Annotated in this window: 17 protein-coding genes; 5 read left to right on the forward strand and 12 right to left on the reverse strand. The window is 38.8% G+C overall.

The genetic code is table 11. From position 1 onward, the window contains the following. Positions 1-52: 52 nt before the first annotated feature. From AC5WOC_RS20600 to AC5WOC_RS20615, 4 genes are all read right to left on the reverse strand, one after another. On the reverse strand, positions 53-673 hold the full coding sequence (locus AC5WOC_RS20600) for a hypothetical protein (protein WP_496057303.1): 621 nt from the start codon (positions 671-673) through the stop codon (positions 53-55). Between the two features lie 192 nt (positions 674-865). Beyond that, positions 866-1,642: a succinate dehydrogenase iron-sulfur subunit gene (sdhB, locus tag AC5WOC_RS20605; RefSeq protein ID WP_496057304.1), complete on the reverse strand. Its 777-nt coding sequence runs from the start codon at positions 1,640-1,642 to the stop codon at positions 866-868. Continuing rightward, positions 1,639-3,396, reverse strand: a complete 1,758-nt coding sequence (gene sdhA, locus AC5WOC_RS20610; RefSeq protein ID WP_496057305.1) for a succinate dehydrogenase flavoprotein subunit — start codon at positions 3,394-3,396, stop codon at positions 1,639-1,641. Before sdhA ends, sdhB begins: the two co-directional genes overlap by 4 nt. A 15-nt stretch (positions 3,397-3,411) precedes the next feature. Next, a complete protein-coding gene (locus AC5WOC_RS20615; RefSeq protein ID WP_496057306.1) occupies positions 3,412-4,068 on the reverse strand; it encodes a succinate dehydrogenase cytochrome b558 subunit in 657 nt (218 codons plus the stop codon). A 308-nt stretch (positions 4,069-4,376) separates the two neighbouring features. Here AC5WOC_RS20615 and AC5WOC_RS20620 point away from each other — a divergent pair, with 308 nt between their 5' ends. After that, positions 4,377-4,691, forward strand: a complete 315-nt coding sequence (locus tag AC5WOC_RS20620) for a hypothetical protein (RefSeq protein WP_496057307.1) — start codon at positions 4,377-4,379, stop codon at positions 4,689-4,691. A gap of 150 nt (positions 4,692-4,841) precedes the next feature. After that, the gene (locus AC5WOC_RS20625; RefSeq protein WP_496057308.1) at positions 4,842-5,153 is read left to right on the forward strand and encodes a hypothetical protein; all 312 of its coding nucleotides are present in this window, start codon (positions 4,842-4,844) and stop codon (positions 5,151-5,153) included. 117 nt (positions 5,154-5,270) lie between these two features. Here the strand turns inward: AC5WOC_RS20625 and AC5WOC_RS20630 are convergent, their stop codons facing one another. From AC5WOC_RS20630 to AC5WOC_RS20645, 4 genes are all read right to left on the reverse strand, one after another. Then, the gene (locus AC5WOC_RS20630; protein ID WP_496057334.1) at positions 5,271-5,531 is read right to left on the reverse strand and encodes an SRPBCC family protein; all 261 of its coding nucleotides are present in this window, start codon (positions 5,529-5,531) and stop codon (positions 5,271-5,273) included. Positions 5,532-5,552: 21 nt separating this feature from the next. Continuing rightward, positions 5,553-5,687 (reverse strand): SRPBCC domain-containing protein, encoded by a 135-nt coding sequence (locus tag AC5WOC_RS20635; RefSeq protein WP_496057309.1) that lies wholly within the window; start codon positions 5,685-5,687, stop codon positions 5,553-5,555. Positions 5,688-5,704: 17 nt separating this feature from the next. Further along, positions 5,705-8,845 carry an MMPL family transporter gene (locus tag AC5WOC_RS20640; RefSeq protein WP_496057310.1) on the reverse strand — a complete coding sequence of 1,047 codons (3,141 nt, stop codon included), beginning with the start codon at positions 8,843-8,845 and terminating at the stop codon, positions 5,705-5,707. 422 nt (positions 8,846-9,267) lie between these two features. After that, positions 9,268-10,491 (reverse strand): aminotransferase-like domain-containing protein, encoded by a 1,224-nt coding sequence (locus AC5WOC_RS20645; protein ID WP_496057311.1) that lies wholly within the window; start codon positions 10,489-10,491, stop codon positions 9,268-9,270. 119 nt (positions 10,492-10,610) lie between these two features. On the opposite strand from AC5WOC_RS20645, the gene AC5WOC_RS20650 reads away from it, so the two are divergent. Together AC5WOC_RS20650 and AC5WOC_RS20655 are read left to right on the forward strand one after the other, a co-directional pair. After that, the gene (locus tag AC5WOC_RS20650; protein ID WP_496057312.1) at positions 10,611-11,567 is read left to right on the forward strand and encodes a DMT family transporter; all 957 of its coding nucleotides are present in this window, start codon (positions 10,611-10,613) and stop codon (positions 11,565-11,567) included. A gap of 10 nt (positions 11,568-11,577) precedes the next feature. Beyond that, positions 11,578-12,195 carry a nitroreductase family protein gene (locus tag AC5WOC_RS20655; RefSeq protein WP_496057313.1) on the forward strand — a complete coding sequence of 206 codons (618 nt, stop codon included), beginning with the start codon at positions 11,578-11,580 and terminating at the stop codon, positions 12,193-12,195. A gap of 85 nt (positions 12,196-12,280) precedes the next feature. Here AC5WOC_RS20655 and AC5WOC_RS20660 read toward each other — a convergent pair whose 3' ends face one another. Then, positions 12,281-13,195 (reverse strand): DUF1002 domain-containing protein, encoded by a 915-nt coding sequence (locus AC5WOC_RS20660; RefSeq protein WP_496057314.1) that lies wholly within the window; start codon positions 13,193-13,195, stop codon positions 12,281-12,283. Between the two features lie 96 nt (positions 13,196-13,291). After that, positions 13,292-14,824: a fumarate hydratase gene (locus tag AC5WOC_RS20665; protein ID WP_496057315.1), complete on the reverse strand. Its 1,533-nt coding sequence runs from the start codon at positions 14,822-14,824 to the stop codon at positions 13,292-13,294. Between the two features lie 149 nt (positions 14,825-14,973). Between AC5WOC_RS20665 and AC5WOC_RS20670 the strand changes: the two genes are divergently transcribed. After that, positions 14,974-15,330 carry a hypothetical protein gene (locus AC5WOC_RS20670; protein ID WP_496057316.1) on the forward strand — a complete coding sequence of 119 codons (357 nt, stop codon included), beginning with the start codon at positions 14,974-14,976 and terminating at the stop codon, positions 15,328-15,330. A 72-nt stretch (positions 15,331-15,402) separates the two neighbouring features. Here the strand turns inward: AC5WOC_RS20670 and AC5WOC_RS20675 are convergent, their stop codons facing one another. Both AC5WOC_RS20675 and AC5WOC_RS20680 read right to left on the reverse strand, forming a co-directional pair. Further along, the gene (locus tag AC5WOC_RS20675) at positions 15,403-15,708 is read right to left on the reverse strand and encodes a winged helix-turn-helix transcriptional regulator (RefSeq protein ID WP_496057317.1); all 306 of its coding nucleotides are present in this window, start codon (positions 15,706-15,708) and stop codon (positions 15,403-15,405) included. Between the two features lie 32 nt (positions 15,709-15,740). Further along, positions 15,741-16,442 (reverse strand): hypothetical protein, encoded by a 702-nt coding sequence (locus AC5WOC_RS20680; protein ID WP_496057318.1) that lies wholly within the window; start codon positions 16,440-16,442, stop codon positions 15,741-15,743. Position 16,443: the final 1 nt, after the last annotated feature.

The following is a 16,443-nucleotide window of genomic DNA, read 5'->3' on the forward strand; positions in this document are numbered from 1 at the left end:
CCATGATCTGTGTGCAGAGCTGGACTCCAAGACTAACTCGAAAGAAGCTCGATCAGCTAATAAGCTTGCGAGCTGTATTCATCAGCTGAGAGCAAGGAGCTTTGGTCAGTACGGAGATCCAGTCATCCAATTCCTGACGCTGCTGCCCATCCAATTTGAACAGCGCAGCGGTGTAATGGGAAATCTCGAACTGGAAGACACGGTTGGCAGTGTCCAAGTAATCATCTGCTTCTTCAAAAAGAGAATGAAGCATGATGATTTCCGCAGGGAACTGGTACGGCTTCCTTGACTGAGATCGGCGCAAGCGGCTTTCATTTACCTGCTGAGCTTGAAGCCGTTTGGCATAGAAGAAGAGAGAAAGCTTCACAGCTTCTTCCATCTCAGCTGAGAGCATGGCAAATCGTGCTGAGATTTGGATGCTTTCCTGGACTGTCAACCCAGGCACCCAAGGAGAACTCTCATGCATGGCAGTTTCAAGCCTGGAAAAGAAAAGGGGCATCGCCTTCAGGAAGAGGTAACGCTGATCCTTGTCCAGTTTCTTGAATGTGGAGCTTAGGAATTTGGATGCCGTTTTCTTCTTACAGTCAGGAATGGATTGAAGGACTGACTCCTTGATATCTCCAAGGAGAAGAGAGTCGCTGTCATCCCGCTGACGAAGGATTGTGAAGCTCATGACACTCCTTATGATCACTTGTACTTGTAGAAATTATATCAGAATTTGAAATGGTGTAATAATGTAATTTGGTGTAAAGTGATTTAATTAGTTTTGTATGAGAATGACTTTAACGAGTAATGACAGGAATGAAATATCGATAAAAACAAAAAAGCACTTCTCGGTGATCGAGAAATGCTTTATCAAAGAAACTTAGAAAGACAACCATTTTTTAAACATATGTTTTGTTGCTTCGCGGTTCATCGTCGCAATGGCAGTCGTTAGTGGAATTCCTTTTGGACATGCTTGTACACAGTTTTGCGAGTTTCCGCACTGTTGCAATCCACCATCCGAAATCAATGCTTCGGTACGTTCCTCTTTATTGAGCTTGCCAGTTGGGTGTGTATTGAACAAGGTTACTTGACCTACAGCAAAAGGTCCGATAAATGCTGAGTTATCGTTCACATTTGGACAAGCTTCGAGACATACCCCGCAAGTCATACATTTGGATAGCTCATAACGCCATTGCTGCTCAGTAGCAGATTGGCGGGGAGCTGGACCCAGATCGTGTGTACCGTCAACTGGTACCCATGCTTTTACTTTTTTCAATGCATCAAACATGCGCCCGCGGTTGACGACTAAATCACGGATAACTGGGAAAGTACTCATTGGACCAATGCGAATCGGTTGTTGCAGTTTGTCTACTAAGGCAGTACATGCTTGGCGGGGTTTGCCATTGATGACCATCGAACAGGCTCCACATACTTCCTCTAGACAGTTGGATTCCCACTGAATTGGAGCGACGGTTTCCCCTTTGCTGTTGACTGGATTGCGTTGAATTTCCATCATACAAGAAATAATGTTCATATTCTTCTTATATGGTACTCGGAATTCTTCTTGATAGGCTTTGCTGTCAGGACCATCTTGTCGAGTAAAAATCAAGTGAACGGTTTGTTGTTGTTCTGCTGCTGTTGTAGTTTGTTCACTCATTTCTTGTCACTTCCTTTCGCCACATCGTAACGGCGTGCACGTGGCTTAATTAATGAAACATCGACATCTTCATAACTTAGTTCTGGCCCATCTGGAGTAAAACGAGCTTTAGTTGTCTTTAGGAAGTTTTCATCATCGCGTTCTGGGAATTCTGGTTTGTAATGTGCTCCACGACTTTCATTACGATTGAGTGCTCCCAATGTGATAACACGAGATAGCTGCAGCATATTCCAGAGATGGCGTGTAAATGGTGCAGCGGAGTTACTCCATCTGCTCGTATCCACCATATTGATCTTTTTATAGCGTTCGATTAATTCTTGAATTTTCTCATCTGTTTGTTTTAAACGATCATTGTAACGAACAACAGTAACATTGTCTGTCATCCATTCTCCAAGTTCACGATGGATGACATAAGCATTTTCTGTGCCTTCCATCTTAAGAATATTTTCGTATTTCGCTTCTTGTTCTTTCTGTTGTGATTCAGAGAAAGAAGGATCGAAGTCTTGGACTGATTTATCCAATCCCCGTATGTATTCGATCGCTTTTGGTCCAGTAATCAAACCACCAAAAATACAGGAAAGAAGAGAGTTTGCACCGAGGCGGTTTGCACCATGATATTGGTACTCGCATTCCCCAGCTGCAAATAAACCTGGGATATTGGTCATTTGATCAAAGTCTACCCATAGACCACCCATTGAGTAGTGAACCGCAGGGAAGATTTTCATTGGTACTTTACGTGGGTCTTCTCCGATAAATTTCTCATAAATCTCGATAATACCGCCTAATTTAATATCCAATTCTTTTGGATCTTTATGAGATAGATCGAGATATACCATGTTTTCGCCGTTTACACCGAGTTTCATATCGACACAAACTTTGAAGATTTCACGGGTGGCGATATCACGTGGAACGAGGTTCCCATATGCTGGATATTTCTCCTCTAAGAAATACCAAGGTTTACCGTCTTTGTATGTCCAGATACGACCGCCTTCGCCGCGAGCCGATTCGGACATGAGACGTAATTTGTCATCTCCAGGAATTGCAGTAGGGTGAACTTGAATAAACTCACCATTTGCGTAATGAGCACCCTGCTGGTAAACACTGCTTGCTGCGGTTCCTGTATTGATCATAGAGTTGGTGGTTTTACCAAAAATAATACCAGGGCCGCCAGTGGCTAAAATTACTGCATCGGCAGAAAAAGCTTTAATTTCATTACTTCTCATATTTTGAGCAACAATACCACGGCATCTGCCTTCATCATCTTGAACGATGGAAAGGAATTCCCAGTGTTCGTATTTTACTACTTTTCCTTCTACTTCATAGCGACGTACCTGCTCGTCCAATGCATAAAGAAGTTGTTGACCTGTTGTCGCACCAGCAAACGCAGTACGATGATGTTTTGTTCCTCCAAAACGACGGAAGTCAATCAAACCTTCTGGTGTACGGTTGAATGGAACTCCCATACGATCCATTAAATAAATAATACCTGGTGCTGCTTCACACATCGCTTTTACAGGAGGTTGGTTAGCCAGGAAGTCTCCTCCATAAATCGTGTCATCAAAGTGTACCCATGGAGAATCTCCTTCTCCTTTTGTGTTCACTGCTCCATTGATACCGCCTTGTGCACAGACGGAGTGGGAGCGTTTTACGGGTACTATGGAGAATAGTTCAACAGTAGCACCAGCTTCAGCAGATCGCATAGCAGCAGCTAATCCTGCTAAACCGCCCCCAACGATAATCAGTTTTTCATTCATTGGTAAAGCTCCCTTCTATCGCAATGCTGATACATTATTTGCAAAGTTTGGATCATGGAATGCAGCTATCGATGCAATGCCGAAATAGGAGAGAACGATAAAAGCAACAATCCAAACCCATGTGGAAACGAGTTGTGCACGTGGACCAATGGTGACGCCCCAACTTACAAGGAAGGACCACATACCGTTACAAAAGTGAAATACAGTTGATACAAGCCCTATTCCATATAAAATAGCTGTTACATTACCAGATAAAATGCTTGCAGTGTGTGTTGCAAGTCCATCTGCTGTTATACCAGGTGTCAATAGAACATGAACCCGGGTTTCCCAAACGTGCCATAATATAAAGATAAGAGTAATTACTCCAGTTACACGTTGGAGAAGAAACATATAATTACGAAACGTTCCAAACTGACTTACATTATTTCGAGCTCGAAATACAATGTACAGACCATAAAACGCATGGTACATCAGAGGAATAAAAATGAAGAAAATTTCAAGGACAGGCAAAATGGGAATACCCCATAAAAAGTTTACAGCATCAACAAATTCGTCTGCGCCTTGTGTTGCATGATAGTTCGTATAAAGGTGTTCAAGCAAAAAAAAGCCAACCGGTATCACACCAAGAAGGGAGTGAAGCCGCCGGTTGAGAAAATCGGTCTGATTGCTCACAACTAAGCCTCCATTTCTCATTACCGAAAATAATCATTTTCATGGTTCTTCAACGTTTCTTATTGTACTCCCAACATCTATCGAGCGTCAAGAAATCGTCATAGCTTGCAAAAAGGATAAAATCTTAACAAATGGGTGGTTCTGCTCTTAAAAATTTATTTCTCTAATGTCTTAAAAGATAGATATTGGTTTTATTTAGTTTTTGTAAAAATGGTATTTGTTTATACAGAGCATACTTATTGAAAGAACTAAGATTGATCAAATATACTTAAGAAGTAAGCAATAGTTACTCTTGTATTGGAGATGGCATGGCTAAGACCACCAAAAAAGTTGGAATTTATACTGTAGAGTACTCAGGTGATCTCAGATTTTCTTTTACAGATACAGAGCATCTGATTATCGAAGGAGGCACCGGTACCCTTCACCAAATTACCGGAAATTATACAGATAAGAAGGATAACAGCAAAAAGAAGTTCTCTATTTCTTTTCTTGATGTGAATTTCCAAAAAGGTGTTCTGGGATCTGGTTGTCGTCATGACAAAATGACTGGCGACATTTTTGTTTCTTTTGATAGATTTAAGCATTTTGTATGGTTTGGTCTTACGCAAAATAGCGAATATTAATACCGGTAGAGGAGTAAAACGCGCTGGTGGGTATCCATCAGCGCGGTAATATGATGTGGAATAGTAAGTCATAAATGAATATTGAAGATTGGTAATGTTAAAAATATAATTAAGAAGTAAGTAAATCGTTACTTTTTCATTGGAGATAGCATGAAGAAGACTACTAAGCAAATCGGAATTTACACTGTTGAATATTCGGGTGATCTGAAGCTCTCTCTTACAGACAAAGGGTTTCTGATCATCGAAGGCGATACAGGTTCTCTTCATCGAGTAAAAGGAAATTATGAAGATAGAGAGACTAAGACCCAGAAAGAGTTTTCTATTTCTATTCCTAATGCAATCTTTGAAGAGGGTAATTTGCGAGATGATTTTTTTGATGTTGAAGGATATGATGGCGACATTTTCATTTTGCCAGCTCCTTATGCGAATCAGATCTGGATCGGCCCTCAGCAGTGGCGTTGATACCAATGAAAGAGTAATATGCGCTGGTGGATATTCCACCAGCGTGATGATAACGATAAGCATCATTAGATACAGTAAACAAAAGAAACTAGCTGTTTTTAGCTAGTTTCTTTCTTTTTATATATTTTGTTCTACTAGATCTTTTAACGACTTTAAAATAGGTGATTCTTGATCATCGGTTTCTGGAACGTTCTCCATCTGTCTATTATCTTCTTGTTTAATGGTCAACAATGTGCCGTTAGCATCATCAGTCAGCAAGTAACTCATGACAAAATAATTTTCAGGTGCATCTTCTAGACCAGGCCGTGGTGCAAACAGGGTGTATTTGATGACCTCGTATGGCTTGACCTCTAACACTTTTCCATTTTGTTCATAAATACTTGCTTCCCATTCATTTAGTTAACGAATATCACTACCGATTTGCCAATCAGTGATAAGGTCACTATTGTACTGCCATTGTTTTACTAATTCTGTTTTGGTAATTGCATCCCATACTTTATTTTTTGGAGCATTGATTTTGGATATCGAACTCATATTAATTACGCCTCTACTTACAAATATATATCTTCTTTTCTTTCCGGAACCACTGTTTCTTGGTCGCTCTTTAAAATGCGGTCCAACAAAGAGATCGATGCAGGTAAGACCATTGGTAATAGTACAAATGCCAGCAACAAAAGGGCAATAATTACTACTGTTGCAATTTGTACGAGTGTAGTTACACCAGATGGATACATGGCAGCAAATGTTCCAGCTAAGATGATCGCAGCAGAAATGACTACACTGCCTGTGCGTTCAACTGCTTTGAGTATTGCCACTACCATTCCTTGATGTTTGTATTCTTTATAACGCATCATGACGAAAATACTATAATCTACACCAAGCGCGATTACCATGATGAAAGCAAAAAACGGAATGGTCCATGATAATCCTGACACATCAAAGAAGTGAATAAAGATGTTTTCTGAGATGGTCAAAGAAAAATAGTATGCGAGAATCAAAGTACCTAGTATTGTAATTGTGATCCATACTGATCGATACATGATGAGAAGTAATACTCCTATACCTGCTAACATCAATATAATCGTTAGGGAGAAGTCTTTATTGGAAATGTTGCTCAAATCGTAGTTAGCAGAGGATACTCCGCCAGTTCCGATTTGGATATTGTTGTATGGGGTGTGAGAAATTGCTTCTCGTATTGTTTTATCGATTTCATGGGCGACACCCATTGCATTTTTTGAATATGGGTCAACGGATAAAGGTATCGTCCAAGTCACGATTTTGCGATCTTTGGACATGTATATGTCCAGTGCCGACTGGAACATTTTGCTGTTACGAACTTCTTTCGGGACAAAAAATGTTCCATATGCTGAGCCTTCGCCTGTAACCTCTGTCAAATAATTATTTGCGGAATTCAAACCATTGTTGATCTTATCTAACCCTGTTACACTCTGTGACAATCCTTCTTGCAATTGCTTCATTTTCGATTCAAAATCGTTTAACCCAGCTAAAACCTGACGTTGTCCATTCGTTATTGCTCCTAAACCTTCATTCATGGAAGGGATCGATGCGATTACTTGCGACTGCCCATTTGCTCCTTGTTTGAGACCTTCAGCCAATTTACCAGCACCATCTTTTAATTTTCCTGTTCCAGAGGCAATTTGCGTTTGCGCACTTGTAATTTGTGATAATCCTTTGTTTGCAGCAGATAAACTATTATTTAAAGCTGTCAATGAACTATTAAGCTGCGTGATGGATTTCTGTAATATTGGCAGTGCTTGATTCATGTTATTACTCGAGTTTTTCAAGCTGGTAAAATCTGCATCGCCTTCTAATTCGGGATGATTTTTTTCCATGGATGCAATCGCAGTCTGCATGGAGCCGTTTAATGTTCCTAAACTATTGATTCCTGCAGCAATTCCTTGATAGCCGGTAGAGAGCTGCCCGATACTGCTGTTAATTTTGGTATAACCAGCAAGTAACTGTTTGGTAGAACTGTTCACTTTCTTTAATGAGCTTTCCAAAGTAGCCAATCCAGATTCAATTTGTTTTGCGCCAGATGCTCCTTGCTTTACGCCTTGGTTTATCTGGGTTAATGCTGTTTGTACTTCACTGAGACCAGAGCGAACGGAGACCGTTCCTTCAATTAACTTATTGATATCATTTAAGTCACCAGAGGTGGAAGTTTTTATCTTATCGGATACCGTAGACAGACCTTGTGTGATTTTCCCCAAACCATCACTGGATTGTCCGATTCCTGAACTTACTCCTTTGGTCTGTTTCGACAAGTATAAGTCATTGATGTATTCGCCGTTAGGACGAGTAGGACCATAAACATCTTTTACTCCTTTTACTTGTGTCAAACGTTCGTGTATTTGATCCAAGAAAGCCAGACCATCCGCTGTGTCCATCGGTGTTTTGGATTTGATGACAAGAGTAGTAGGTAAGATTTGTCCTGATCCAAAAGATTGAGAAACAATCGTAAATCCTTTCACAGAAGGAGAATCGGAACCAATTTCTGCAAGGTTGTCAAAAGATAATTTATCTTTATAGAAAAGAAACACAGGAACACACAAAACGACGACTAAAAGAATACTTACTGATACTCGGATGACCGAAAAATGCCCAAGACGCGACCATAAGCGATTTTGACCATGACCATGAAATTTCTTTAACGGCCAGAACAATCGTTGAGCCATCAGTGCCATTATTATTGGGTTGATTGTGAAGAGCGCACCAAGTAAAAAGATTACTCCAATGGCCACAGCCACCGCTGATTGGTAAATCGAAAATGTGGAAAATCCCAGCATCGTGAATCCAATCAATACTGCTAATCCACTAAAAAATACGGTTTTCCCAGCTGTGCGATATGTTTCTACAATAGAAGTAATTAAGCCTTTTCCTTGACCCAATTCTTCTTTAAAGCGCATAAATAGTAATATATTGTAGTCTGTTCCTACTCCAAACAAAACAAGGATGAGAAAAATCTGTGTGGTATTGGCAAAAGGGAAATCAAAGTATTCTACCAATAATCCAACTGCCCCTTGCGAGATTAGGTATGCTACACCAACAATAAGCAAAGATATAACAGGTGTAATCAGGGAACGAAAAACCAGAATGAGAACAAGAACGATAAAGATTACAGTAAAAAGTTCTGTTTTTTTCACGCCATCAATGGAATTTTGTGCATAATCTTCTTCAATGAATCCATCGCCAGTAATATACGTCTGAATACCTTGTATTTTCATCTGTTGTTCAAACTGTGTGCGGATTTGAGGAATCGTCTGTGTTGTTTTTTCTACACTAGCGATTGCCATAATTGTTTTTTGGTCAGCGGAATATAACCGTTTTTCTGCATCTTTACTAGCAAACGGGGTTAAGATGGACTGAATATGTAAAGCTTTGTTTCCCAGCATTTGTTTTAATTTCTGCTCAATTTGCTTTTTTTCTGCTGATTGAAATCCTTTTGGATCATGGAACACTAGAATTGTATCTAGATTTTTCCCGCCTTTGTCGCTTTTATGAAATTCTGCAAGTAACTTGGATGCAGTACTGGACGAATAGGAACCATTTAAATTTGGCTGTCCTTTTTCCCGAATCAGTGTATCCATGGAAGGCATTGTCCATAAGATTATCGATAACAAAACGACCCATAATCCGAGCCAAAACCATTTCAATCGTATGACATTTCGCATACTTATTTATCACCACCAGTAGGATGTAATTTTTTGCATGAATAGAATTATTATATCATTGCTTTCTATTTCAAAAAGAAATGACACAAGACTGGCACATGATACCATAAAATGAAAAGGGAATTTCCTTAGATTGAATTTTAGTTTGTAGATATACAATTCAAAAAGAGAGAATTGCATTTGAAGATGAAGTTAGCATCGACTTTATTCTCTAAAAGCGTACAAAACTTGGTTGGAAAATATTCGAAGATAACAACAAAAAACCGGTTGTATCTTTTTAAAAGAACTGACGACGATGTAAATCAGCTATTTGTTTGATTTCAGACAAAATCATTTGTATTCCATCTGCTATATTTTCTTCCACTGCATTTGAAATGTTTAAGTGAATAATATTGCTTCGATTTTGTTTATCTAAATAGTGATCAGAAATGGAACCAATAGAAATATGTTTTTTTATACAGCCTTTTCTTTAAGTTTGTAAAAGAAATTGGTTGTTTTATAACAAGATGTGTATGTACACCTGTTTGCACAGATGGATACATGACATAATCCTGCATAGGATTTGCTTTCAATGTCTGATAGACCAATTTCATTCTGTGAGAATAAGCTTTTCTTAATTTTTCTCGATGGTAACGGTACATACCATTTTTCATATATATTTCTAGACCTGCTTGTGAAAGCATAGAACTATCGATATCTTGGGATTCTTTATAGGAACGGAAAGTTTCGATTAGTTCTTCCGGAAGAATAGAAACGCCAATACGCAAACCAGGAAACAATATTTTGGAGTAGCTTTTTAAATAGATGGTATGTCCATTTTGATAGGAAAAAATTGGATCATTATTTTTATCAGTTTCTAAATCGACTAAATAATCATCTTCCACTATATATACATTGTACTTTTTTGCGAGCTCTGCGATTGCTTTCTTCTGTTTTGAAGGAAGAGAGGTGCCTAAGGGATTCTGTAATCGAGGCATTGTATAAAAAAATTTGATTGAATTTTGGCGGAAAATTGATTCGAGTAGATCTAAATCAAAACCATCTATGTTTCTAGGAATTCCAATTATGACTTTACCCAACAACTGTAGTGTTTGAATAAACTTATAATAACTGGGCTGTTCGATTAGAATTATTTCTTTACCACTTGGAAAGGGCATGGAAGTAAGGATAGAAAGTGCTTGTTGGACACCTGAAGTGATTACAAATTGCTCGATTCGAGCGAATACTTGGTAATCAGTAAGTTGTCTTTGGATAACTCTGAGGAGGGACGGCAGCCCCTGCGGTGTTCCATATTCAAATAAACTTTTTTGATATCGGTCAATTGCAAGATTTAAACAATGTTGAAAATCTCGATAGGGAAACAAAGTAGAATCAGGAGAGGCAGATCTGAAGTCAATGATGTGATCAATATTATTGATCTCTTGCTTTTCTTGTTTCACTATATAATAACCACTTTGTGGTATCGCATAGATTATGTGCTGTTCTTCCAATTTTGTATAGGCACGTATGATAGTACTTTTGCTGCATTGATACAGTTCAGCAAGTTGGCGAATAGATGGTAAACTTTGTCCTTCTTTCCATGTTCCATTGCTTATTTTTTGATACAAGTCCTGAACTACTTCTTCATATTTATATATTTTGGACATCCTTTCTGTACCGGTACAGTTACGGTAATACGATATATTCATAATACTTTTATGGATGTATAGTTACCATAGTCGGTTAGATCGACAATTAATTTGCTAGATAGGAGGTTTTAAAAATCATGAAACCAGGAAACAAAATGGCTTATGTTGCTGCTATCACTTATTCCCTATTCATTGGGCTCTCGTTTATGTTTGTGAAATTAATCGTTCCTATTGCATCAACCTTTGATATCTTGGCAGCTCGATTTTTGCTAGCGTTTCTATTGCTAGCGATTCCTGTTTTATTTGGCTGGATAAGACTCCAAATTAAATGGAAAAATGTTTATCGATTGATTCCGTTTGCCCTTTTATACCCAATTCTCTTTTTTACTTTTCAAACGTTGGGTTTGCTAGGTGCATCATCTGCTGAAGGAGGAATCATTCAAGCGACTACTCCAATCTTTACAGTAATTCTCGGTACATTCTTTTTGAAAGAGAAAACAAATTTATGGCAGCGATTATTTTTGATTTTATCTGTCTCTGGCGTGATTTTCATATTTGCTATGCAAGGAAACTCCATTTCTATTGATCATATTGGCAGTATTGGATTTCTTCTTCTATCCATTTTAACTTTTGCAGTATATACCATTTTGGTTCGCCGTTCTAGTCAAACGTACAAACCTTACGATTTAAGCTTTGTGATTATTATGTTAGGTTCTTTCGTTTTTATTGTCATCAGCATTGTTCAACATATCATAAATGGAACAGTAGGAGAGATATTTCAACCATTCTATCAACCTGTTTTTGTAACTAGCATTTTTTATTTGGCAGCATTTAGTGGTGTTTTTGCCATTTTGCTTTCTAACTACGCACTTTCAAAATTGGAAGCTTATAAAGTTAGTGTTTTTAATAATTTAAGTACATTGGTTTCTATTTTGGCAGGGGTTTTATTTCTGCATGAACAGATTACTTATATTCATATCATTGGTGCTGCTATGATAATACTGGGAGTTTTAGGAACCAATTTAGCAGGTTATTGGAGAGTCAGTTCTAAGAAGGAAATTACAAAAAAACAAAAATGTGATCAATATGCATAGAGCTGAAAAGGTGCAATCTTTCGATGATGTATTGAAAGAGCGTCATGCTGTCCGTCAGTATCAAAAAAATCATATTATCCCAATAAACGAGTTGCAGGAGATTCTTGAACTAGCACAAACGGCGCCTTCGGCCTGGAATCTTCATCATTGGAAAGTGGTACTTGTTCAAGATGCTAAGCAGAAGGAAGCACTTTTGCCAATTGCTTACAGCCAAAGACAAGTAATAGATGCATCAGTTGTATTCGTTATTTTAGGAGATATAGAAGCGAATAAGACAGCAGACAAAGTGAATAGGCCACTAGTAAATGCAGGGCTTATGTCAGAAGAAATATACCAGCAGACAACAAGGGATATTTATGGGGCTTATCAATCTCCTATAGCTGATAGAAGAGAGAGTGCCTTTTTAAATGCGGGCTTATTTGCCATGCAATTGATGCTTGCGATTAAATCAAAGGGATATGATTCTGTTCCAATGGGTGGATTTCAAGCAGATCAATTAGTCGAGACTTTGCATATTCCTGATCGTTATGTACCTGTGATGATGATCGCTGCTGGAATTGCTGCTTCTTCTCCGTATAAAACCATACGCTTACCGCTAGAAGATACTGTTATTCATGAGTCATTTTAAAATTATTTTAATAAGATGGTCCGTAAATAACACAAATACAAAAAGCCACCCATATTATTCCGGGTGGCTTTTGTATATCTCTTCTTTATTGACGAGAAGAGGAAGATGTAAAGAAGTTTCCGATCGTACTAAAGATATTTCCAAGGAATTCTAATATAGAATCAAAAATCCCTTGTGGGTCTACACTTAATACATCACTCAAACTCCCGCGTAATTTGGAAATTTGATCGCTCAATTGGTCATAATTAATATCTAATGTAGAGAATGCTTGACCATACTGCACTAATTGATTGATCGTTGTTTGATTCAAGTTGATGTTTAGATCCCCAGCTACATTGACAATGATGTCACGGTACTCTTGTGGAGTTTGTGGTTTTTGATCTGCAATTTCTTGTTTTACAGAGTTCATAAACTGTGCAGCTTTGTCCCCAGCAGTTTTGGAATCTCCACCAATGTCTTTGGCAACATCTTGTGTACGAACAATCTCTTGGTTGGCTACTTGTTTTTGGTTTTCGCTGATCTGTTTTCCTGTTGCTTGTTCAAATGCTTTGATAATACCTGTTAAGCCAGCTGTACCAGATACACGTATAGGTGCTGTCACATATATATCCGCATCACGAACACCAGCGGTAATTGCTGCATTTGCATACATAGCATCAGTTATGGTTGTAATATTATTGGTTTTAACAGAAATTCCTGATCCTGAAGCGGCAATTGTTATTTTCGCTGAGGAAAGGGCACGAGTTCCGATCGTTGCAGCAGACATATATTTTCCTAAATATTGATGTTCTTCTTGGTTGGTAACGTAAATTTTATTCACATTATTTGGTACTTTCATTTCAGCTAAGATGCTGTCTTGTTGCTGTAGAGTAAGGTCTTTCCCAAGTGTTACTACAGTGTCGCCTTCTACTGCATCTGCATAAGTTCCTTTCGGAAGGACAATTGTCACTGCAGTTAACAGAGAGAGGGAAACCAAAGCAAGCTTTGATAAAAGTTTCAAAGTCAAACCTCCTTAAAAATTGAAAAACAAGTACGAAAGGGGATTACATAATCCCCCTTCATTTTACCGTTTTGTGTCACAGAAGTGAACAGGAATTTATTGAAATACAGTTTCTTTGTACTGTGCTAATTTTTCAAGAGAAGATTTATCTACATCTGCGTGTAAACTATTTCCATGTGAATCCATTGTTACAATGGCTGCAAAATTTTCTACTTTGAGATGCCACATTGCTTCTGGTACACCAAAGTTGAGAAAGTCAACCCCTTCTACATCTTTGATGCACTCTGCATAATACTGGGCTGCACCACCAATTGCATTGAGGTAAACAGCTCCATGTTCTTGCAGACCTTTTAGAGTTCTAGCGCCCATCCCGCCTTTTCCAATAACCACTTTCATGCCAAATTTTTTAATGATATCTGATTGGTATGGTTCTTCTCGAATACTCGTCGTCGGTCCAGCTGCTTTTACATGCCATTTTCCTTCGTCATCTTTTAACATTACTGGACCACAATGATAAATAACACTGCCTTCTAGATCGACAGGGGCGTCGTGATCCATCAAATATTTGTGTAAAGCATCACGGCCAGTATGCATCAAGCCATTGATGACAACTACATCGCCGACTTTAAGATTACGAACTTGTTCTTCGGTAATCGGGGTAGTGAGTACAACTTGATGATTGGAGCTAGTTGTTTCTGCTTTTTCTTTTGTTTGAACTTCGACTTTTGGCTTTTCTTCTTTGTATAACCATCCAGATATTTCTCCAGTAACGGGGTTAATAGAAACTCCTTGACGACGAAATGCCCAGCAGTTGTAAGCAACAGATACAAAGAAGCTTGCTGGCAAGCGGTTCATTACACCGATTTTACAACCGAGTAGCGTCGTATTTCCTCCAAAGCCCATCGTTCCAATCCCAAGTGTATTCCCTTTTTCCAATATATAAGCTTCTAATTTTGCGAGATCTTCGATTGGATTTACGTCATCCACATGGCGGAACAATTGCTGTTTTGCAAGTTCGTAACCAGTAGTCCGATCTCCGCCGATGCCAACTCCGATAAAACCAGCACTGCAACCTTGTCCTTGGGCTTGGTAAATACTATGCAAAATACATTTGCGAATACCATCCAAGTCACGTCCTGCACGACCAAGTCCTTCTAATTCGGTCGGCAAGCTGTATTGAATATTTTTGTTTTCACATCCGCCGCCTTTTAAGATTAAGCGGACATCAATGTAATCTTTTTCCCACTGATGAAAGTGGATCACTGGGGTTCCAGGACCTAAGTTATCGCCTGTGTTTGCTCCAGTTAAAGAGTCAACAGAGTTGGAACGCAGTTTTCCTTGTTTCGTCGTAGTTGCGATCGCATTTTTAATTGCCTTCTCCATTTCCATTTGATTGGCGCCAACAGGTACATGGAGGATAAAGGTTGGCATTCCTGTATCTTGACAGATCGGAGATACTTTCTGTTCTGCCATTTCAATATTTTCCGTTATGCGGGCAAGAGCAAGTGCTGCCCGTGTTCCGCTGTCTTCTTTTGCATTTGCTCGATCAATCGCTTCACGGACATCAGGTGAGAGCTGAGTAGATGTGTCCGTTATGAGTGCAAGCATGGATTGTTCAAATGATTGCATGTCAAAAACCTCTCTTTTTTTTGGCACAAAGTCATCATTATTTTAACATAGGTATGCAAAAAAGTATGGCAGAAAAAAGACTTTTGAAACATATAATACTTAAATGTTATAATAAAATTCAGTATAAACACGACTTGATTGGATGAACCATGGCTTTTCTCGATGATAAGCATCGCACCAAGCTTCTGAAGATGCACCACTCGCTGTATGGTGAGTGGAGGCGGCTTGAAGCAGATTACGATACTGCTTGTCAAGCAGTGAGAGCCCACCAAACTATTCGAGACAAGTTGGAACTGAGTTCCGATCCGAAGCAGGAGAAGATTAGGGAAGCTGCTCAGCGAGAGATGGAGAACAAGCTCAAGAATCGTAATACTCTCCGTACCCAGCGTGATACTGCTCATAAGAAGTTTTCTGATTTCCATAATCAGATTGAGAAGGTTTATGGTTTGGACCTTCTCGATCTGTTGATTGAGAAAGCTCGTGCTGGTAAGACGACTTGGAACTAGTTTCTAGTAGTTTTACTACAACACGCCGCTACCTGTATAGGTAGCGGCGTGAGTCGTTTGAGAAAGTGTATATTATATCCATTCATGTGCCCAGTTTTCAATCGAATCCAAAACAGGCTGAAGTGCTTTTCCTTTTTCTGTTAGTGTATACTCAATGCGGACAGGTGTCTCGGGATAAACTTGCCGATTGATTAGTCCAGCAGCCTCTAAATCTTTCAGACGTTCTGCTAACATTCTTTCGCTCATCTGCGGTATTTGCTCCCGGATATCACGAAAACGGCGTTTTTCCTCCATGAGAACTCGCAAGATAAGACCCGTCCATTTTTTTGCTAAAATTTCAATCGCAGCTTCAAATTTAGGACAGATGCAACTTTCCACCGAATTCCCTCCACTTCTCATCAGTTAGTGACTTATTTTTTATTTATTATAGCATAGTATCTGTTTTTCGTGTCTTGAAAACTCTCCCGAATTTGTGCATAGGAGTATCCTTTGGATAAAAGGTAACGAAATTCATCGAGAATAAGTGGTGACCAATCTAATCCTAATGCAGCCTGTGTGAAGGAATGAGCTGCTATCTCTCGCAAACGCGACAATGGGCGCTTGGTAAGAAACGGCCCTCTTTGTTTAATAATTACACTGGGGAATTTTAAATCTGTTCTTCCAATCGTTGTGTATTCTAAGTGGTGAAACCATTCATGATAAGCATGTATTGCGATAAGATCTATAGGTGAAACGTCACTGATTTCATTTTGGAAAAATTGTTTTATGTCCTTGATCGAGTTTTTATAGACAATAATTGTCTGTTTTTTTTTGATATATTGTGCACGAATGGAGGAGTGCTCTGGGTGCCGTTCTAATAGCCGAATACGAATATCTGCTTTAAGCACATGATTAAAAAAAGTTAAAGGATTCATTTGCATATAAGGTTTAGCTGTTTGTATCCCAATATCTATTGCTTTTTGTAAATATTCTTCTACTTTGTCGAAGGGTAAAAATTCATAGTAAGGGTCCCGTTCTAATTCCAAAAAAGATAAATACAACGATGATAAATTTGGCCAATATCGTTCCCAATGGATCGCAGAAATATCCAGTTTTTTTTGCAATATCGACATG

The organism is Shimazuella sp. NTD247 (assembly GCF_059510415.1).